The sequence below is a fragment of the Pseudomonas sp. PS02302 genome, from assembly GCF_029959585.1.
Taxonomy (GTDB): Bacteria; Pseudomonadota; Gammaproteobacteria; order Pseudomonadales; family Pseudomonadaceae; genus Chryseomonas; species Chryseomonas aestiva.
Window position 1 is genome coordinate 45,188 of record NZ_JASCON010000012.1, and the last position, 17,487, is coordinate 62,674.

A 17,487-nucleotide genomic window follows, 5' to 3' on the forward strand; every position below is an offset into this window, starting at 1 on the left:
CAACGCCGGGGTGGCCCAAAGCCTTTAGTCTAGCGCAGCGGGCAAAAGTGGACCACTTGGTAAAACGCTTGCGCCGCCGCGGCGCTCAGCCGTTTTGTGCCACGCCGCGCGGCGCGGCCAGCGGCTCCGGCGCAACCGCCGCGGAGCCCGCGCCCAGCTGCCGCCGCATCAGCCATTCGAAGGCACCGGTCAGCAGCAGCGCCGCACAGGCCAGTCCAAATGCCAGGCCCCACCAGACGCCATGGGGGCCGATACCCAGCTGGACGCCCAGCAGCCAGGCACCGCTGGCGCCGATCAGGCAGTAGCAGAGCAATCCGCCGTAGAAGCCCAGGCGTGCCTGGCGGATACCCCGCAGCGCACCCTGGGCGATGCTCTGGGTACCGTCGAAGAGGACGAACACCGCCGCGATCAGCACCAGCTGGCGTGCCAGCTCCGCCACCGGGCTTTGCGCATCCGCCAGGAACAGCCTCACCAGCCAGCCGGGAAAGCTCCAGAACAGCAGGGCGATGCCCAGCATCACCAGGGCGCCGCCGCCGATGGCCAGCCGGCCCACCAGCAGGGCCTCGCGCGGCCGGCCCGCGCCCTGGTGCTGGCCGATGCGGATGCTGGTGGCATAGGAGAGGCCGGCCGGCAGCATGAACACCAGGTAGACCAGCTGGTTGGCGATCTGATGGGCCGCCAGGGCGGTGGCACCCAGGGCGCCCATGCACAGCGCCGCCGACAGGAACAGGCAGGCTTCCACCGCATAGGTGCCACTGATCGCCAGGCCCTGGCCGAGGGTGTCGGCGAGGGCACGGCGGTCCGGACGCCGCAGGTAGTGGGCGAGGGGATAGGCGGCGTAGGCCGGATGGCGCGCGATGTACAGTGCCAGGCACAGCGCCGCGCCATTCATCACCACCGCCGTCACCGCGCCGATGCCTGGCAGCCCGGGTTGCGGCAGGCCACTCCAGCCGTGCAGCAGCGCCAGGTTGAACAGGGCATTGAGCAGCGCCGCGCCGAGCACGATGGTCAGCACCGGCCCGGGTCTTTCCAGGGCACTGGTGAAACCGCGCAGGGTCATGAACAGCAGGTGGCCGGGCAGGGCGAAGGCCAGGCAGCGCAGGAAGACGCCGGCCGCCTGGCGACTCTCTTCCGGCTGGCCGGCCAGGGCCAGCAGCGGTTCGATATGCCACAGCAGGGTGCCGGCCAGCAGCGCCAGCACCCCGGCGATCCAGATCCCGGCCGCGGTGACCGCCGCCACCCCTGCGGTATCCCCCGCACCCCGGCGCAAGGCCGCCAGATTGGCCACCGCGGTGATCACGCCCACGCAGATCACCGAGACGAAGGAGTAGACCGCCGCCCCCAGGCCGCCACCGGCCAGAGCTGCCAGACCCAGGCGGCCCATCATCAGGGTGTCGGTGAAGACCATGGCTACATAGGCCAGCTGTGCACCGATCAGGGGCAGGGCGAGACGCAACAGCGCGAGCAGTTCGAGACGCGGCAGAGACATGGGTGGATCTCGCTGAGCAGGTGGCCGACGTTTGACAAGAACTCATTGTTGGATGCGGGCGCGCCGCCCACAATCGGAAAATAACCATGCCATCCATGAGTCTGAGTCATGCCCGAGCACTCCTCGCGTCTGCCGCCGCTGTATGCCTTGCGCGCCTTTGAGGCCGCCGCTCGCCATGGCTCCTTCACCCGCGCGGCCCAGGAGTTGTCACTGACCCAGAGTGCGGTCAGTCGCCATGTGCGGACGCTGGAAGAGACCTTTGGCTGCCGCCTGTTCGAGCGCGCCGGGCGTCAGCTGGCGCTGACCGAGCCCGGCAAGCTGCTCTTGCCGGGGCTGAGCGAGGGCTTCGAGGCCCTGGCGCGGGCCTGCGGCAATCTCGCCGTGGCCGAGGGCACCCTGAGACTCAAGGCGCCCACCACCCTGTCGCTGCGCTGGCTGCTGGCGCGTCTGGCGCGCTTTCGCCAGCTCAGTCCGCAACTGGACATCCAGCTCACCAGTGTCTGGATGGCCAGCGACCGGGTCGACTTCGTCCATGAACCCTTCGACTGCGCGGTGCTGCTCGGCGACGGCCGCTTCCCGGCGGACTGGGAGGTGGTGCCGCTGTTCGAGGAGTGGCTGGTGCCGGTCTGCTCGCCGGCTGCCGCCCGGGAGGGCGTCTGGGACCTGGCGCGGCTGCAAGGGGAAGAGCTGCTGCATCCTACCTTCGACCGTCGTGACTGGCGCCGCTGGCTGCAGGCCATGGGCCTGATCCAGGCGGTGCCCCTGAGTGGTGGTCAGGTGTTCGACACCCTGGAGCTGGGCATGGCCGCGGCGGCGCGTGGCTACGGGGTTTCCATCGGCGATTTGGTGATGCTCGCCGAAGACGTGGCGGCCGGGCTCATCGCCTTGCCCTGGCCCGAGGCGGTGGCCAGCGGCGATGCCTATTACCTGGTCTGGCCACGCAATCGCCGGGGGCAGGCGCGCCTGCGCCAGCTGGCTGACTTCCTGCAGCAGGAGGTGGCGTCCCAAAGCCTTCCAGAGGTCATTCGCCATAAATAAGGCGCCAGACTGCTGCCATTCGCTTTAGTTCATCGTACCTCTGCCGATAAAAGAACAGTTAACCGCCAAGAAGACTGCCCTAGAGCGGTCGCTCGCTGATACCGCCCTTGCCCTCAAATTCGTACTGCCCTACAGGGATGTAGGCGCTTTGGAGCCCCCTATGGTCATTTCCCCGCGTCGTAGTATCGCCCGACAACTTGCCTTGGCCCTCAGTCTGGTACTGATTGTCGTGATCGCCGGCAGCTGTCTGTTCGCCCTGCATGCCCTGAGCGTGTCCATCGAGGGCACCCAGCGCAAGCACCTGGGCAGCGAGGCCCGGCTGCTTTCCGATCAGCAGCAGACCTTTCTCAGCACCCTGAAGATCAGCACCCAGCGGCTGGCCAATCTGTTCGAGCGTCGCTTCGATGGCGGCCTGAGCCTGGCTGGCGAGCGACTGCCCCTGGGCAGCGCCACGGCCCCCGCCCTGCTGTTCGCCGGTCAGGCGCTGAACAGCGACTTCAGCAAGGTCGACGACTTCACCCGGCTGACCGGTGGCGTCGCCACCATCTTCGTCCGCGATGGCGACGACTTCACCCGTATCACCACCTCGCTGAAGAAGCAGGACGGCAGCCGCGCCATCGGCACCCAGCTTGATCGCAAGCACCCGGCCTATGCGGGTCTGCTGCAGGGGCAGAACTACGTCGGGCGCGCCCAGCTGTTCGGGCGCTCCTACATGACCCAGTACACCCCGGTCCGCGACGGCGCCGGCAAGGTCATCGCCGTGCTCTTCGTCGGCTTCGACTACACCGACGCCCAGGCCCAGCAACTGGCCCAGCTGACCCAGCTGCGCATCGGCGAGACCGGCTCCCTGGCCCTGCTCGACGAGCAGGGCCACTGGCTGGTGCCGCCGGCCAATGCGAAAAAGAATGACGAACTGCTCGCCGCGCTCAAGAGCGATCCCAAGCAGCGCGAGCACACCTGGCAGGACGGCAATGAAGACTTCCTCAGCGTCAGCGCGCCGGTCGCCGGCGAAGGCTGGACCGTGGTCGCCACCCTGCCCAAGGCCGAGCTGGACGCCCCGGTGCACGCCGTCGGCCTGCGCCTGGCCATCGGCAGCCTGATCGCCCTGGTGCTGGCGGTGGTCGCCTCGGTCGTCCTGCTGCGGCACAAGCTGAGCCCCCTGGGCCAGCTGGTGGAGCGGGCCCAGGCCCTGGGTCGCGGTCAGCTCAGCGTGCGCGTCGAGGCGCGCAGCCAGGACGAGATCGGCGAACTCGCCCAGAGCTTCAACCAGATGGCCGATGCCCTGGCCTCCACCGTCGAGCAGGTGCGTGGCTCCTCGCGCGCGGTCACCGAGCGGTCCCAGCAACTGAGCCAGCTCTCCGACCAGACCCTGAGGCGCTCCGCCGAGCAGTCCAGCCAGGTCGACAGCATGGCCAGCGCCGTGGAGGAATTCAGCGCCACCGCCCAGAACATCGCCGACGGCATGCAGCGCACCGAACGCCTGGTGCAGGAAAACGCCCAGCAGACCCGCACCGGGACCCAGGCCATGCAGGGCGCCTCGGGCGCCCTGGAACAGATCGCCGATTCCCTGGCCAGCACCGCCGAACTCATCAAGGGCCTGGACGGCCGCTCCCAGCAGATTGGCGGCATCATCGGCGTCATCAGCGGGATCGCAGAACAGACCAACCTGCTGGCGCTCAACGCGGCCATCGAAGCGGCCCGGGCCGGCGAGCAGGGCCGTGGCTTCGCCGTCGTCGCCGACGAAGTCCGGCAGCTGGCCGGTCGCACCAGCGAAGCCACCCGCGAGATCTCGCAGATGATCGGCGCGGTGCAGGGCGAGACCCAGCGTGCCATGGGCGCCATCGACGAAGGCAATCGCCTGATGGAGCAGGGCCTGGCGCGCAACGCCGACGTGGCCCACGCACTGCGCAGCATCGACCAGCAGGTCGCCGAGGCGGTGGAGCAATTCTCCGGCATCGCCCAGGCCACTGCCGAGCAGAGCACCACCGCCACTGCCCTGAGCCGCAACATCCAGGCGATCGCCGTGGACAACGCCGCCCAGCGCGATGCCGCCGAGGTGCTGGCCGGCACCGCTGGCGAGCTGCGTCATCTGGCGGAAGACCTGAGCGCCGAGGTGGGTCGGTTCAGCTGACCGGAGCGTTCCGGCAGCAGTGAAAGGGAGGCTCAGGCCTCCCTTTTTCATTCCTGCGCACCTTGACCCTTGCCTGGCTGCAATACTCTGACTACTGTATACAAATACAGTATAAGAGGAGGGGTGTCATGGGCGTATCCAACGAGGCGGTGCAGGCCGTCGAACGCATGCTGACCATGCTGCGGGCGGAGCGGGACGATTATCGCGAGCTGGCCCACCAGTGGCGGGCCATGTGCTTCGAGCTGGCCCAGGAAAACCAGGCGCTGCGAGATCGCCTGCAGGAGCCGCCGCGACACTACGGCCCGCCTGCCGGTGCCTAGTGACTCGCCCGATACTGCAGCGCTTCCGCCAGCTGTGGCCGCTGGATCTCGGCCTGGCCGGCGAGATCGGCCAGGGTGCGGGCCACCTTGACCACCCGGTGCAGGGCGCGCAGGGACAGATTCAGGCGTTCGCCCGCGCCTTCCAGCCAGCGCTGATCGGCCTCGCTCAGGGCGCAGACCTGGTGTAGTTGATCGAGGCCGAGCAGGGCGTTGGGTCGCCCCTGGCGCGCCAGCTGGAGGGCCCGGGCTTCGGCCACCTGGCGCGCGGCCTCCGCCGTCGTGAGCTCACTGGCCGCTGAGGCGCCCAGCCGTAGGTGCTCGCGGGCTACCGTCAGGTGCAGGTCGATGCGGTCCAGCAGCGGACCGGACAGCTTGCCGCGGTAGCGCAGAATCTGCTCCGGGCTGCAGCGGCAGCGGCCGCTGGGATCACCCAGGTAGCCACAGGGACAGGGATTCATCGCCGCCACCAGCTGGAAGCGGGCCGGAAAGCGCACCCGCTCCCGTGCCCGGGCGATGACGATCTCGCCACTTTCCAGAGGCTCGCGCAGCACTTCCAGCACCTTGCGATCGAATTCCGGCAACTCGTCGAGAAACAGCACGCCGCGGTGGGCCAGGGTGATCTCGCCGGGACCGGGTCGGCTGCCGCCGCCCACCAGCGCCGGGCCGGACGCCGAATGGTGCGGCTGGCGAAAGGGTCGCTGCGGCCAGTGTTCCAGCGGCTCGGGACCGGCCACCGAATGGATGGCGGCCACCTGCAGCGCCTCTTCTTCATCCAGGGGCGGCAGGAGCCCTGGCAGGCGACTGGCGAGCAGGGTCTTGCCGGTTCCCGGTGGACCGGCCAGCAGGAGGTTGTGGGCACCCGCCGCGGCCACCACCAGGGCGCGCTTGGCCGCCTGCTGGCCCTGGACCTCGGCGAGATCGGGATAGGGCAGTGGGGTGCGCAGCAGGCCGCTGGGCTGATAGGTGTTCAGCACGGCCTGGCCACTCAGGTGACCGGCGAACTCCAGCAGGTGATCGACCGCCAGCACCCTGAGGCCACTGGCCAGGCAGGCTTCCTCGGCATTGGCGCGGGGCACCACCAGGATGCGGCCGGCGGCTCGGGCCGCCAGCGCTGCAGGCAGCACGCCGCGCACCGCCCGCACCGCGCCCGACAGGGCCAGCTCACCCAGGCATTCATAGCCGTCGAGGCCCTGCGTCGGTAGCTGTCCGCTGGCGGCGAGGATGCCGATGGCCAGGGCGAGGTCGAAGCGGCCGCCGTCCTTGGGCAGGTCGGCGGGCGCGAGATTGAGGGTGATACGGCGACTGGGGAATTCGAAGCCGGCATTGAGGATGGCGCTACGCACCCGATCCTTGGCTTCGCGGACGGCGGTTTCCGGCAGGCCGACCAGGGTGAGGGCGGGCAGGCCATTGGCCAGGTGCGCCTCGACCAATACCGGCGGCGCTTCCACGCCCACCTGGGCGCGGGTATGAACGAGGGCAAGCGACATGATCTCTCCTTGATCGTGATTCGCCAGACTCAGGGCTGCACCATCCTGGCGCGCCCTTGGGGATCAATCGGCGGGCGCGACGTCCGTGGCCGGGGTGACCGGCGGCTTGACCTCGGCGGTCTGCGGCTTTTCCAGCTCGGTCAGGCGTGCCTCGAGGGCTTCCAGGCGCGCACGGGTGCGGGCCAGCACGGCCATCTGGGCATCGAATTCGTCACGGCTGACCACATCGAGCTTGCTCAGGGCGCCTTGCAGCAGTGCCTTGAACTGACTTTCGATCTCGGCCTTGGGCAGCGGCGAGTCCTGACCGAACAGCCGGCTGGCCTGCTGAGTCAGGGAATCGAACAGCGAACGGGTGGTAGACATGGCTTATCCCCTGCAATGGATCACGGCCCGAGTGTAGCACAGCGGGTGTGCCGCCCCCGGCCGCGCCTCTGCACCGCTTTGGTGCCAGTCCCGGGCCAGAGCTGTTCGCTGTTGGTGCAAAGTGTTGCCCGCGGGACTGGGCATTGCCCCTTCAGGAGGCGCGCCAGGCGGGCTGGCGCCCGAAATCCGTACACCTTCACAAACCTGGCAAGCTTTCTGCTACTGCCGATAGCAGAGACGGGCGTCAGAGGGCGCCTGGGGCAGAGGCGCGCTCTGGCCGCTTCTGCCGTGACCACGGCGATTACCACGCCAACGGTTAAACAGACGGTCACTGCGCTAGACTTGGGCCGGGGTTTGTTTTCCTGGGGCCAGTCAACTCAATCGGGAGAAGTTCATGAAACTAGTCACCGCCATCATCAAGCCGTTCAAGCTCGACGACGTGCGTGAGTCGCTGTCCGAGATCGGTGTGCAAGGCATCACCGTTACCGAGGTCAAGGGCTTTGGCCGTCAGAAGGGCCATACCGAGCTCTATCGCGGCGCCGAATACGTCGTCGACTTCCTGCCCAAGGTCAAGATCGACGTCGCCATCGCCGACGATCAGCTCGACCGCGTCATCGAGGCCATCACCAAGGCCGCCAACACCGGCAAGATCGGTGACGGCAAGATCTTCGTGGTGAATCTCGAGCAAGCCATCCGCATCCGCACCGGCGAAACCGACACAGACGCCATCTGACGCGCTAACCGACCGCCCAACCCCACACGAGCCCCAGGAGAAACAACGATGACTCTGCGCACCTACGCAGGGCTAGGAGCCCTCATGTCTTTCGTAGCGCTGCCGGGCCTGGCCATGGCCCAGGAAGCGGCTGCGGCACCAGCCATCAACAGCGGGGATACGGCCTGGATGCTGGTCTCGACAGCCCTGGTGCTGTTCATGACCATCCCGGGTCTCGCGCTGTTCTATGGCGGCATGGTGCGTGCCAAGAACGTCCTCTCGGTGATGATGCAGTGCTTCGCCATCACCGGCCTCGTCAGTATCCTGTGGATGGTCTACGGCTACAGCCTGGCCTTCGACACCACCGGCATGGAGAAGGGCGTCACCAACTTCAATTCCTTCATCGGCGGTCTGGGCAAGGCCTTCCTGTCCAGTCTGCAGCATGATGCCGTGACCTCGGCCACCGCCCTGTTCCCGGAAAGCGTCTTCGTCACCTTCCAGATGACCTTCGCCATCATCACTCCCGCGCTGATCGTCGGAGCCTTCGCCGAGCGCATGAAGTTCTCCGCCATGCTGGTCTTCACCGGCCTGTGGTTCACCTTCGTCTACGCGCCCATCGCCCACATGGTCTGGAGCGGTGACGGCGGCCTGCTGTGGGACTGGGGCGTACTGGACTTCGCTGGCGGCACCGTGGTGCACATCAACGCCGGTGTGGCCGGTCTGGTCGCGGCCCTGGTCCTGGGCAAGCGCAAGGGCTATCCCACCACCCCCATGGCTCCGCACAACCTGGGCTATACCCTGGTCGGTGCCGCCATGCTGTGGGTCGGCTGGTTCGGCTTCAACGCCGGTTCCGCCGCCGCTGCCAACGGCACCGCCGGCATGGCCATGCTGACCACCCAGATCGCCACCGCCGCTGCCGCCCTGGGCTGGATGTTCGCCGAGTGGATCACCCACGGTAAGCCGAGCGCCCTGGGCATCGCCTCCGGCGTGGTCGCCGGTCTGGTCGCCATCACCCCGGCCGCCGGTACCGCCGGTCCCATGGGCGCCCTGATCATCGGCCTCGCCGCCGGCGTGATCTGCTTCTTCACCGCCACCAGCCTCAAGCGCAAGCTGGGCTACGACGACTCCCTGGACGCCTTTGGCGTGCACGGCATCGGCGGCATCGTCGGCGCCCTGCTGACCGGTGTCTTCGCTGCCCCGTCCCTGGGTGGCTTCGGTACCGTGACCGACATCGGTGCCCAGCTGTTCATCCAGTTCAAGGGCGTGGCCTTCACCATCGTCTACACCGGTATCGTCACCTTCGTGATCCTCAAGGTTCTGGACGTGGTCATGGGGCTGAGAGTCAACGAGGAAGAGGAAACCGTGGGTCTGGACCTCACCCTGCACAACGAGCGTGGCTACAACCTGTAAGCCGCCGCTCTGCAAAAAGGCGCCGCGAGGCGCCTTTTTCATGTCCGCCATACGGCTGGAACAACCGCCAGCCTGCTGTGTCTAGACTGCACGCCAGCGGTGTGCAATCACCGCTTTGCTTTTCCGATCGTCGCGCTAGAATGCGCGCCCAGTCAGTCGGCGGGGGTTGTTCATGTGGCTGCAGCGGAGCTTTTCCCTGCGCGCTCGGGCGCGTGGCTTCCATCTCATCACCGCTGAGGTGCTGGAGCAATTGCCCGAGCTTGGCGAATGCCGGATCGGCCTGCTGCACCTCTGGCTGCAGCACACCTCGGCTTCGTTGACCATCAATGAAAATGCCGATGGGGCGGTGCGTCGCGACTTCGAGCGGTTCTTCAATCAGCTGGTGCCCCAGGGGCAGGCCGGTTATGAACACGACTACGAAGGGCCGGATGACCTGCCCGCGCATTTCAAGAGCAGTCTGCTCGGCTGCAGCCTGAGTCTGCCGGTCCAGGCGGGGCGCCTGGCCTTGGGAACCTGGCAGGGCATCTATCTGGGCGAGCATCGCGACCAGGGCGGCGCACGGCGCCTGATCGCGACGTTGCAAGGCGAATAGCCAGGAATTTTTTTTAAGAGGCCGCGTCAAAACGCGCGGTCCGATTTTGCCAAAGTCTGTGGAGGCGGTTTATGAGCGACGAAGATATGGAGCAGGACGACCTGGAGACAGGCGCGGAAGAAGAGGGCGATAACGAAGACTTCGCTGCTGCAACCGACGACGCCGAGCAAGAGGAGAGTGGGGAAAGCGAAGCGCCCGCGTCCGGGAGCAAGGCCAAGAAGAAGCGTGAACCCGAGCCCGAAGAGCTGCCTTCGGTGGAAGCCAAGCAGCGTGAGCGGGATGCGTTGGAAAAGGCCATGCAGGACTTCCTGGCCCGTGGTGGCAGGGTCCAGGAGATCGACGCCAATGTAGTCGCCGATCCGCCGAAGAAGCCCGACAGCAAATATGGCAGTCGTCCTATCTAGGACCGCGCCATGCCGCCTTCGAAACCCCGCTTCGGCGGGGTTTCGTCTATCTGGCGATTACAACAGGGCCATCACCATGATGAAGCCGGTGAAGGCCGCAGCCATGGTCGCAAGGCAAGCCATGCAGATTACATCGTCTCTCTCATACATGTTGGCGGCGCCCTAAAGCCTAATGGGTGATGGCATTCTGCTCCTATGGCAAACATCTCCCTGTGTGGCTCATCGCAAAAGGCCATCATCTCGCCGCCGTGATGCCAAGCAGTTCACCAATGGCGGGGTGGTCCGTAATAGGGGCGGGGTTCGTAAGTCGGCTGGTAGGGGTAGTAGCCCCGCGGTACCGGCCGCCAGTGGGGGGCGCCATAACCCGGTTGCGGATAGGGCTGGTAATAGCTGTAGGGATAGCGATCCCTGCGGTAATAGGGGTGATGCCGGTGATGCCGTCGAAATTCGCCTGCCGGCAGGAATTCGCCGCCCTCGGCGATCATCGCGGGGCGGCCCGTCCAGGGTTGTTCCTGATCGGGACCCTCGTAGGCGGCAGCCAGGCCGCTGGCGGTCAGGGTGGCGGTCAACAGCAGAATCAACGACGCTCGCGATGCCATGGTGCTCTCCTCGCGGCGCTCGATAGGCCGCGTCACCATGAAACACCTTTGGCGGTCAGCGGACGTCAGGCGAGGTAAAGGTCCGGTAAGGCCGACCGCCGGCTCAGGCCCAGTCCAGGCCCTGCATGCCCACGGCGACAATGAGCGCCATGGCCAAGAGACCGATGCCGCACATCAGGATGGTCAGCTCCAGCTGATCCAGCCGCCGCTTCATCCCTGCCACCAGTGCCATAAGGTAAAGCCGATAAGCGCCATGACCAGGCCGAGAAACAAGCGGTTCAGCCAGAGGCTGACGCCGTTCAGGAGTCTGAGCCAGAAGGGTGCGGTGGGCTCGGCGGCAAGCGGGCCAGGCTGAGCGACGATATCCTGGGAGCGCGCGCCCGGCAGGGTGGGAGCGACAAGGGGGATCGAGGGGATAGGCATGCAGTGAGCGCCTCCGTGCGCCTTATGCGAAATCTGGCTGAGCCCGATGGTCAGCCAGGGTCGAGCGGCGCCCTGAACAGGCTGCCACTCCTGTGCTCGATCATCGCCGAAATCCTCTACCACAGGGGGACGACCTGGTGAAAAGGTCGGGCGGATCGCACTCTTGATGGCAAATGGCAGAACACCTGAGGCCAAGATGGCGACTCCTGGGGGACGCAGATCCCTGCGAGACTTGAGCGTCTGCTCGGGCAGGCGCAGTCTGGATGACCTTAGCGCGCCCTGGCGCGAGGCCCAGCGAGAAAACGTCATGCCCAATCTGTTTCGCGACCTGCCCGATGCCTCCGCGGCGGAGGTGTTCACGTCCCTGCTGGAGCGACCGGGTTGCCGCATCGAACGGATCGTCTCCCAGGGCCAGACGACGCCGGCGGAGGCGCCCTGGCGGCAGGCCCACGAGGAATGGGTGGTGCTGCTGAGGGGTACTGCCCGGATCGCCCTGGAGGGGCGGGAGGTGGTGCTCGAACCGGGCGACACGCTGTTCATCCCGGCTGATACCGAGCACTGGGTGACCTACACCGATCCTGCGGTCGCCACGGTGTGGCTAGCGATCCATCTTGGCGCGGTGGACGGGACCCCGGCACCGGCGTGAGCAAGGTGGCGCCCAAGTGCTCTGGCTGCCGGCGGGCAAATGGCGCGGGCACAAAAAAACCGGCGCTAGGCCGGTTTTTCTGATTTCCAGATCCCGCAGGATCCGGAAGCTTGTCTTGGTGCCCAGGGACGGAATCGAACCGCCGACACGGGGATTTTCAATCCCCTGCTCTACCAACTGAGCTACCTGGGCAACGGGGCGCATTAAAAGCGTTTCTCGACCCTGTGTCAACAGTGGGCCCGAAAATATTTAGATTTTTCGGGCGCTTAGCCGTCGACTCAGGCGCTGGGAGGTACGTAACCCTCGGCCTGGGCGTAGTCTTCGCCGGACAGGAACTTATCCATCTCGGCCTGCAGGAACTTGCGATCCTCGGCGTTCATCATGTTCAGCCGACGCTCGTTGATGAGCATGGTCTGGTGCTTCTGCCACTCTTCCCAGGCCTGCTTGGAGACGTGCTGATAGATGTCTTCGCCCTTGACGCCGGGATAGGGCGGACGATCGAGGGCGGGCAGCTCCTGCTTGTGCTTGCGGCACATCACGGTGCGGGTCATGCGGGTTCTCCTTTGAGCGCCTGCTCGGCGCGCTTGAGCAGTTTCTGCACCGGGGCGGCAAGGCCCAGGCGCGGCGGGGAGGCGAGGTTATACCAAAGCCAGTCGCCCTCGGCCACGCGGTGCTGGCGGTGGTCCACCTGTACCAGCCAGGGTTCGATGGCCAGCTGGAAGTGGCTGAAGGTGTGCACCAGGCCGGGCAGCGCCTGGCGTTCGTCGATGACCAGACCCTGGCGCTCGGCGAGGGCTTCGAGCTCGGCCGCATCGGCCACCTCCGGCGGACCCCAGAGACCGCCCCAGAGACCGGTCGAGGGGCGGCGCTGCAGGAGCACGGCATTGGCGTCGTTGACGAACAGCGGCATCAGCGTCTGCCGCTGCGGCAGCGTCTTGCGCGGCTTGGGCGTGGGAAAGGCGGTTTCCTGACCCAGCAGGTGGGCGCGGCAGCCCGGCTTGACCGGACACAGCAGGCAGCTGGGTTTGCTGCGGGTGCAGAGGGTGGCGCCCAGGTCCATCATCGCCTGGGTGTAGGGGCCGACCCGCTCGCGAGGCATCAGGCGGTCGGCCACTTCCCACAGGCGGCGGGCCACAGCGGGTTCGCCGGGATAGCCGGTGGTGGCGGTGTAGCGGGCCAGGACGCGTTTGACGTTGCCGTCGAGGATCGGGGCGCGGATGTTCATGCTTAGGCTGGCGATGGCCCCGGCGGTGGAGCGCCCGATGCCGGGCAATTCGGCCAGGGCTTCGACGCTGCGGGGAAATTCGCCGCTATGACGCTCGACCACGGTCTTGGCGGCCTTGTGCAGGTTGCGCGCGCGGCTGTAGTAGCCGAGGCCGGTCCAGAGGTGCAGGACCTCGTCTTCCGGAGCCGCGGCCAGCGCCTCGACGGTAGGCAGCGCCTGCATGAAGCGATCGAAATAGCCCAGTACGGTAGCGACCTGGGTCTGCTGGAGCATGATCTCCGAGACCCAGACGCGATAGGGCGTCACGCCCTGTTGCCAGGGCAGGTCCTTGCGACCGTGCAGGTCGTACCAGGCCAGCACGGCGGTACCAAAGTCGTCATCAGTCATCGACGTTGCAGCAGCCCTCGGATGGCGTTCTGGATGTCGGGGCTGATCTTATCACCGAGCTTCTCTTCGATTTTTTCGTTCAGACGATTGCCGGCGGCGCGGGCGACGATCTGGCCCATGGCCTCGCGATCCAGGCGGCAGGCCTTGGCGCCCAGCTCCAGGGGGCCGCGGCACTGCAGGGGCCACTCGATATCCGCATAGCGCTCGCCGACCTGGCAGCCAGGGTCGGAAGCGGCGTTGGTGTCGCCCTGCACGGTGATGCCCAGCCGGTAGTCCAGGCCGAGGGTACGCAGGTCGATGTCGCCCGCGCCCTTCACCGCAAGGCCGGGCACGCTGACGCTGAGGTCCTGGTTGCGGGCCACGCCGTTGACGATGCTGAGGCTGCCGCTCAACTGGCGGAAGGGGGTGTTCTGGCCGCCGTGGGGCAGCTCCAGCGGCTTGCGGTTGAGCAGGGCGATGCCCTGGCACAGCTGGCTTTCGACATTGGCGTCGATCAGCTGGCCGTTGCGCAGGGCGAAGCGCGCGGTACCGCCCAGGTTGTCGATCAGGGTGCGCTGGCTGGCACCCGAGCTGCGCAGGTCGGCGTCCAGATCGAGCTGGCCTTCCACTGGCGGCTTCTGGCCCTGGGCCTGGAGGATGCGCTCGACCGGTACGCCCTTGATGCGCTCGCGGGCGGTCAGTTGCGGCTGGGCGCCGCGCACGTCGAGGGCACCGTTGGCCTCGAAGCGACCACCGAACAGTTCGCCTTCCAGGGCGCTGAGTTGCAGCTGGCCGTCAGCGGCCCTGGCCTTGAGGCTGGCACCTTCGAAGGGCAGGCGATTGAGGGTCAGGTGCTGCAGGCCGAGGTCGACCTCGGCGTCCAGGCTGCGCAGGCGCTCCACCGGCAGCAGGGTTTCCTGACTCCAGGCGTGCTGGGTCGGCGCCTCGGGCAGCGGCGAGTTGCCCTGGGTGGCGATGGCGTCGACCTGGGCGACCTCTTCCTGGCGCGCGCCATTGGCCTGGCGGGCCGCGGCGGCCTTGGCCGGCAGGTAGCGATCCAGATCCAGGCGATCGCCGCTGAGCTGGACGCGCAAGGCGCGGCGGGCGATGTCGGCTACGGCGACGCGGCCCTTGAGGGTGCTGTCGTCCAGCTGGAAGTTGAAGTCGTCCAGCGCCAGGGCATTGCGGCTGGCCTGCACCTGGGCATTCATCTCGAAGCGCTGCAGGGTCTTGGCATCGGCCATGGCCGGCAATTCGACGCCGATACTGTCGAGGAAGGCGCGCAGGTCCAGGCGGGCGATGGAGACACGCCCGGCCAGCTGTGGATCGCTCTCCAGGCCGGTCAGCTTGAGATCACCGAGGGCCTTGAGGTCGTTGGCGGTGAGCTTGAGGCTGGTCCACTCGGCGGTCTGGGCGCGGCGGTCGACGGCCAGCTGGCCGCTGGCGGAATAGTTGACCAGCTTGCCGTTGAAGGGCTCGCCACTGGCGTCGCCGGTCAGCTGGAGATTGTCCAGGGCGTACTGCTGGCTGGCCGGATCGAAGCGCAATTCGCCCTTGAGCAGCACGGTGGCGTTGACCGGTGGCTGGGTGGTGCTGGCGGTGCCGGCCAGCTTGAGGGGAATGGGCGTGCCGGCGTAGATGGCCCCGGTCTCCAGGTCGATACCCTCGAAGGCATAGCGGGCGCCGTTGCGGGCATCGCTGTATTCGACCCGGGAATTGCGCACGGTCAGGCTCTCGACATTGAGCTTGAGCGGCTGGCGTCCCGTGGTCGACTCGCCCGGGGTGCCCGTGGAGGTATCAGCCGGCGCGGCGCCCGGGTCTGCCTTGGGCGCCGGGCGGCCGATCTCGGCCCAGTTGGTGCGGCCCTGGTCATCGCGGCTGGCGGTGAGGTCCAGACCGTCGATCTTGATGTCGCTCATCTCCAGGTCGCGACGCAGCAGCAGCGGCAGCAGGCGGACCGAGAGGATCAGCCGCTGCACCTGCGCCAGCTGGCGATCGGGGGTGACGGCGCTGGCCAGGGTGGCATCGTGCAGTTCGACGCCCAGCCAGGGGAACAGACTCCAGCCGATATCCCCCTTGAGCTGCAGGTCGACGTTGGCCTTGTCGCGCGCCAGCTGGCGGATCTCGTCCTTGTAGTCGTTGGGATCGACCAGGTGGGTGAGGGCAAAGCCTACGGCGACCAGCAGCAGCAGCAGGCCGACGAGGACGATACCCAGCACTTTGGCGAAAGCTTTCATGACGAGGAAATTCCTGTTCCGACGGGCGATGGCGCGACTGGCCAGTATAGGGGCTCGGTCGCGCCCGATGACATCGAGGTGTCGGCGCTGTGACAGCCGTGGTACTCGCCCGTTTCGTCGGATGGCTGATGCCGCCCGTACCCTGGCAAATGAGCAGGGCTGGCAGTTGGCTAGGGTGCGCTTTAATGTCGCGCACCTCTGGTCGGTTGGCGCCGTTTCTTTGACTCGTTTACGGGGAAGCGTGCAGGGAATGTCCACCGGCCTGGACGCAATACACTAGAAAAGGGCTGAACCCATGAGCACTACTCTCACTGCTGGCGGTGTCGCTTCGGCACGTCCGGCTTTCCTTTCCAAGGAGCGCATTGTCGCCCGGCCCGGTTTCAACCGCTGGCTGGTGCCGCCGGCCGCCCTGGCCATCCACCTGTGCATCGGCATGGCCTACGGCTTCTCGGTCTTCTGGCTGCCGCTGTCCAAGGCGATCGGCATCACCGCCGCCGTGGCCTGCCCGGTCGAGATGGGCTTCTTCGAGCAGATCTTCAGTGCCACCTGTGACTGGAAGATCTCCCAGCTCGGCTGGATCTACACGCTGTTCTTCATCTTCCTCGGCTGCTCCGCCGCCCTGTTCGGTGGCTGGCTGGAACACGCCGGTCCGCGCAAGGCCGGGGTCGTCTCGGCCCTGTGCTGGTGCGGTGGTCTGCTGATCTCCGCCCTGGGCATCTATACCCACCAGATCTGGATGCTGTGGCTGGGTTCGGGCGTGATCGGCGGTATCGGTCTGGGCCTGGGCTACATCTCGCCGGTGTCGACCCTGATCAAGTGGTTCCCGGACAAGCGCGGCATGGCGACCGGCATGGCCATCATGGGCTTCGGTGGCGGCGCCATGGTGGGTGCACCCCTGGCCGACGCCCTGATGCGTCACTTCGCGTCGGCCACCGAAATCGGTGTCTGGCAGACCTTCCTGGTCATGGCGGTGATCTACTTCGTGTTCATGCTGAGCGGTGCCCTGGGCTACCGCGTACCGCCGACCGGCTGGAAGCCCGCGGGCTGGACGCCGTCCACCAAGAAGGCCGGCAGCAACATGATCACCAATCGCCACGTCCACGTGAGCAAGATCTGGGGCATCCCGCAATTCTGGCTGGTCTGGGCCGTGCTCTGCCTGAACGTGACCGCCGGCATCGGCATCATCGGCATGGCCTCGCCGCTGCTGCAGGAAGTCTTCGGTGGCCGTCTGCTGGGCAATGGCCTGGCCTACGGTGAACTCAGCGCCGATCAGCTCAAGCAGATCGCCGCCATCGCCGCCGGCTTCACCGGTCTGCTGAGCCTGTTCAACATCGGCGGGCGCTTCTTCTGGGCATCCTTCTCCGATTACATCGGCCGCAAGATGACCTATTTCGTCTTCTTCACCCTGGGCTTCGTGCTCTATGCCATCGTGCCCTGGACCGGTCACCTGGGCAGCGTGGCGCTGTTCGTCTTCGCCTTCTGCCTGATCCTGTCCATGTACGGCGGCGGTTTCGCCACCGTGCCGGCCTACCTGGCCGACCTGTTCGGTACCCAGATGGTCGGTGCCATCCACGGTCGCCTGCTCACCGCCTGGGCCGCCGCCGGCGTCTTCGGTCCGGTGCTGGTCAACTACCTGCGCGAGTACCAGCTGAGCATGGGCATCCCCCGCGCCCAGGTGTACGACATCACCCTGTACATCCTGGCCGGTCTGCTGGTGCTGGGCTTCATCTGCAACCTGCTGGTGCGTCCGGTCGCCGACAAGCACTTCATGACCGAGGCCGAACTCGCCGTCGAGCGCGCCAGTGGCCACGACAGCAACGCCGGCAGCGCCCAGGTGCTGGAGTGGAGCGCCGATCCCAAGACCAAGCCGCTGGCCATCGCCGCCTGGCTGGCCGTGGGCATCCCGCTGGCCTGGGGCATCTGGATCACCCTGCAAAAGACCGCCGCCCTGTTCAGCTGAGTCGCAGCCGAACCAGGCGGTAACCGGGCGTCCCCGGGCGGGCGCCCCGCGCGGCGGGACGCCTCGTCCCGCCGCGCTTTCGATC

At 66.9% G+C, this 17,487-nt stretch carries 17 protein-coding genes and 1 tRNA gene; 9 read left to right on the plus strand and 9 right to left on the minus strand.

The window, feature by feature from the left end; translation table 11 throughout:
- Window positions 1–85: 85 nt before the first annotated feature.
- The gene (locus tag QMX82_RS06375; protein WP_282281559.1) at window positions 86–1,489 is read right to left on the minus strand and encodes a NorM family multidrug efflux MATE transporter; all 1,404 of its coding nucleotides are present in this window, start codon (window positions 1,487–1,489) and stop codon (window positions 86–88) included.
- A 108-nt stretch (window positions 1,490–1,597) separates the two neighbouring features.
- Between QMX82_RS06375 and QMX82_RS06380 the strand changes: the two genes are divergently transcribed.
- The 3 genes from QMX82_RS06380 (at window position 1,598) to QMX82_RS06390 (ending at window position 4,978) form a co-directional block, all read left to right on the plus strand.
- Window positions 1,598–2,527 carry a LysR substrate-binding domain-containing protein gene (locus tag QMX82_RS06380; protein WP_208693570.1) on the plus strand — a complete coding sequence of 310 codons (930 nt, stop codon included), beginning with the start codon at window positions 1,598–1,600 and terminating at the stop codon, window positions 2,525–2,527.
- A 160-nt stretch (window positions 2,528–2,687) separates the two neighbouring features.
- Window positions 2,688–4,658 carry a methyl-accepting chemotaxis protein gene (locus tag QMX82_RS06385; RefSeq protein ID WP_208693571.1) on the plus strand — a complete coding sequence of 657 codons (1,971 nt, stop codon included), beginning with the start codon at window positions 2,688–2,690 and terminating at the stop codon, window positions 4,656–4,658.
- Window positions 4,659–4,786: 128 nt separating this feature from the next.
- The gene (locus QMX82_RS06390; RefSeq protein WP_208693572.1) at window positions 4,787–4,978 is read left to right on the plus strand and encodes a hypothetical protein; all 192 of its coding nucleotides are present in this window, start codon (window positions 4,787–4,789) and stop codon (window positions 4,976–4,978) included.
- Here the strand turns inward: QMX82_RS06390 and QMX82_RS06395 are convergent.
- Window positions 4,975–6,465, minus strand: coding sequence for a YifB family Mg chelatase-like AAA ATPase (locus QMX82_RS06395; RefSeq protein ID WP_282281560.1), 1,491 nt, complete (start codon window positions 6,463–6,465; stop codon window positions 4,975–4,977). The genes QMX82_RS06390 and QMX82_RS06395 overlap by 4 nt on opposite strands.
- Before the next feature lie 63 nt (window positions 6,466–6,528).
- Window positions 6,529–6,828 (minus strand): accessory factor UbiK family protein, encoded by a 300-nt coding sequence (locus tag QMX82_RS06400; RefSeq protein ID WP_027597470.1) that lies wholly within the window; start codon window positions 6,826–6,828, stop codon window positions 6,529–6,531.
- A gap of 394 nt (window positions 6,829–7,222) precedes the next feature.
- Here QMX82_RS06400 and glnK point away from each other — a divergent pair, with 394 nt between their 5' ends.
- From glnK to sutA, 4 genes are all read left to right on the plus strand, one after another.
- Window positions 7,223–7,561 (plus strand): P-II family nitrogen regulator, encoded by a 339-nt coding sequence (gene glnK / locus QMX82_RS06405; RefSeq protein WP_003096476.1) that lies wholly within the window; start codon window positions 7,223–7,225, stop codon window positions 7,559–7,561.
- 48 nt (window positions 7,562–7,609) lie between these two features.
- Entirely contained in the window at window positions 7,610–8,950 is a 1,341-nt protein-coding gene (locus QMX82_RS06410) for an ammonium transporter (RefSeq protein WP_282281561.1), read from the plus strand.
- Between the two features lie 172 nt (window positions 8,951–9,122).
- On the plus strand, window positions 9,123–9,542 hold the full coding sequence (locus QMX82_RS06415) for a secondary thiamine-phosphate synthase enzyme YjbQ (RefSeq protein ID WP_208693576.1): 420 nt from the start codon (window positions 9,123–9,125) through the stop codon (window positions 9,540–9,542).
- 71 nt (window positions 9,543–9,613) lie between these two features.
- Entirely contained in the window at window positions 9,614–9,946 is a 333-nt protein-coding gene (sutA, locus tag QMX82_RS06420) for a transcriptional regulator SutA (protein ID WP_208693577.1), read from the plus strand.
- Between the two features lie 263 nt (window positions 9,947–10,209).
- On the opposite strand, the gene QMX82_RS06425 is transcribed toward sutA, so the two are convergent.
- Window positions 10,210–10,545 carry a hypothetical protein gene (locus tag QMX82_RS06425; protein WP_282281563.1) on the minus strand — a complete coding sequence of 112 codons (336 nt, stop codon included), beginning with the start codon at window positions 10,543–10,545 and terminating at the stop codon, window positions 10,210–10,212.
- Between the two features lie 210 nt (window positions 10,546–10,755).
- Complete coding sequence (locus QMX82_RS06430) at window positions 10,756–11,277, minus strand: hypothetical protein (RefSeq protein ID WP_282281565.1); 522 nt, start codon at window positions 11,275–11,277, stop codon at window positions 10,756–10,758.
- Between QMX82_RS06430 and QMX82_RS06435 the strand changes: the two genes are divergently transcribed.
- Entirely contained in the window at window positions 11,276–11,614 is a 339-nt protein-coding gene (locus QMX82_RS06435) for a cupin domain-containing protein (protein ID WP_208693580.1), read from the plus strand. The genes QMX82_RS06430 and QMX82_RS06435 overlap by 2 nt on opposite strands.
- 116 nt (window positions 11,615–11,730) lie before the next feature.
- Here the strand turns inward: QMX82_RS06435 and QMX82_RS06440 are convergent.
- The 4 genes from QMX82_RS06440 to QMX82_RS06455 all read right to left on the minus strand — a co-directional run bounded on the left by QMX82_RS06440 (window position 11,731) and on the right by QMX82_RS06455 (window position 15,442).
- Window positions 11,731–11,806 (minus strand) — tRNA-Phe (locus QMX82_RS06440).
- A gap of 86 nt (window positions 11,807–11,892) precedes the next feature.
- Window positions 11,893–12,165, minus strand: coding sequence for an oxidative damage protection protein (locus QMX82_RS06445; protein WP_282281568.1), 273 nt, complete (start codon window positions 12,163–12,165; stop codon window positions 11,893–11,895).
- Window positions 12,162–13,226 carry an A/G-specific adenine glycosylase gene (gene mutY / locus QMX82_RS06450; RefSeq protein WP_282281570.1) on the minus strand — a complete coding sequence of 355 codons (1,065 nt, stop codon included), beginning with the start codon at window positions 13,224–13,226 and terminating at the stop codon, window positions 12,162–12,164. The genes QMX82_RS06445 and mutY overlap by 4 nt, the downstream gene beginning before the upstream one ends.
- Window positions 13,223–15,442 (minus strand): AsmA family protein, encoded by a 2,220-nt coding sequence (locus QMX82_RS06455; RefSeq protein ID WP_282281573.1) that lies wholly within the window; start codon window positions 15,440–15,442, stop codon window positions 13,223–13,225. Before QMX82_RS06455 ends, mutY begins: the two co-directional genes overlap by 4 nt.
- Before the next feature lie 295 nt (window positions 15,443–15,737).
- Between QMX82_RS06455 and QMX82_RS06460 the strand changes: the two genes are divergently transcribed.
- Window positions 15,738–17,402: an OFA family MFS transporter gene (locus tag QMX82_RS06460; RefSeq protein WP_208693583.1), complete on the plus strand. Its 1,665-nt coding sequence runs from the start codon at window positions 15,738–15,740 to the stop codon at window positions 17,400–17,402.
- Window positions 17,403–17,487 lie beyond the last annotated feature (85 nt).

What these genes read in the sequence shown, in the direction of transcription:
- QMX82_RS06425 (WP_282281563.1), bottom strand. Translation starts at nt 10,545, where the DNA reads ATGGCATCGCGAGCGTCGTTGATTCTGCTGTTGACCGCCACCCTGACC.
- mutY (WP_282281570.1), bottom strand. Translation starts at nt 13,226, where the DNA reads ATGACTGATGACGACTTTGGTACCGCCGTGCTGGCCTGGTACGACCTG.
- QMX82_RS06410 (WP_282281561.1), top strand. Translation starts at nt 7,610, where the DNA reads ATGACTCTGCGCACCTACGCAGGGCTAGGAGCCCTCATGTCTTTCGTA.
- QMX82_RS06435 (WP_208693580.1), top strand. Translation starts at nt 11,276, where the DNA reads ATGCCCAATCTGTTTCGCGACCTGCCCGATGCCTCCGCGGCGGAGGTG.
- QMX82_RS06385 (WP_208693571.1), top strand. Translation starts at nt 2,688, where the DNA reads ATGGTCATTTCCCCGCGTCGTAGTATCGCCCGACAACTTGCCTTGGCC.
- glnK (WP_003096476.1), top strand. Translation starts at nt 7,223, where the DNA reads ATGAAACTAGTCACCGCCATCATCAAGCCGTTCAAGCTCGACGACGTG.
- QMX82_RS06395 (WP_282281560.1), bottom strand. Translation starts at nt 6,465, where the DNA reads ATGTCGCTTGCCCTCGTTCATACCCGCGCCCAGGTGGGCGTGGAAGCG.
- QMX82_RS06460 (WP_208693583.1), top strand. Translation starts at nt 15,738, where the DNA reads ATGAGCACTACTCTCACTGCTGGCGGTGTCGCTTCGGCACGTCCGGCT.
- QMX82_RS06455 (WP_282281573.1), bottom strand. Translation starts at nt 15,442, where the DNA reads ATGAAAGCTTTCGCCAAAGTGCTGGGTATCGTCCTCGTCGGCCTGCTG.
- QMX82_RS06380 (WP_208693570.1), top strand. Translation starts at nt 1,598, where the DNA reads ATGCCCGAGCACTCCTCGCGTCTGCCGCCGCTGTATGCCTTGCGCGCC.
- QMX82_RS06415 (WP_208693576.1), top strand. Translation starts at nt 9,123, where the DNA reads ATGTGGCTGCAGCGGAGCTTTTCCCTGCGCGCTCGGGCGCGTGGCTTC.
- QMX82_RS06445 (WP_282281568.1), bottom strand. Translation starts at nt 12,165, where the DNA reads ATGACCCGCACCGTGATGTGCCGCAAGCACAAGCAGGAGCTGCCCGCC.
- QMX82_RS06390 (WP_208693572.1), top strand. Translation starts at nt 4,787, where the DNA reads ATGGGCGTATCCAACGAGGCGGTGCAGGCCGTCGAACGCATGCTGACC.
- QMX82_RS06400 (WP_027597470.1), bottom strand. Translation starts at nt 6,828, where the DNA reads ATGTCTACCACCCGTTCGCTGTTCGATTCCCTGACTCAGCAGGCCAGC.
- QMX82_RS06375 (WP_282281559.1), bottom strand. Translation starts at nt 1,489, where the DNA reads ATGTCTCTGCCGCGTCTCGAACTGCTCGCGCTGTTGCGTCTCGCCCTG.
- sutA (WP_208693577.1), top strand. Translation starts at nt 9,614, where the DNA reads ATGAGCGACGAAGATATGGAGCAGGACGACCTGGAGACAGGCGCGGAA.
- QMX82_RS06430 (WP_282281565.1), bottom strand. Translation starts at nt 11,277, where the DNA reads ATGACGTTTTCTCGCTGGGCCTCGCGCCAGGGCGCGCTAAGGTCATCC.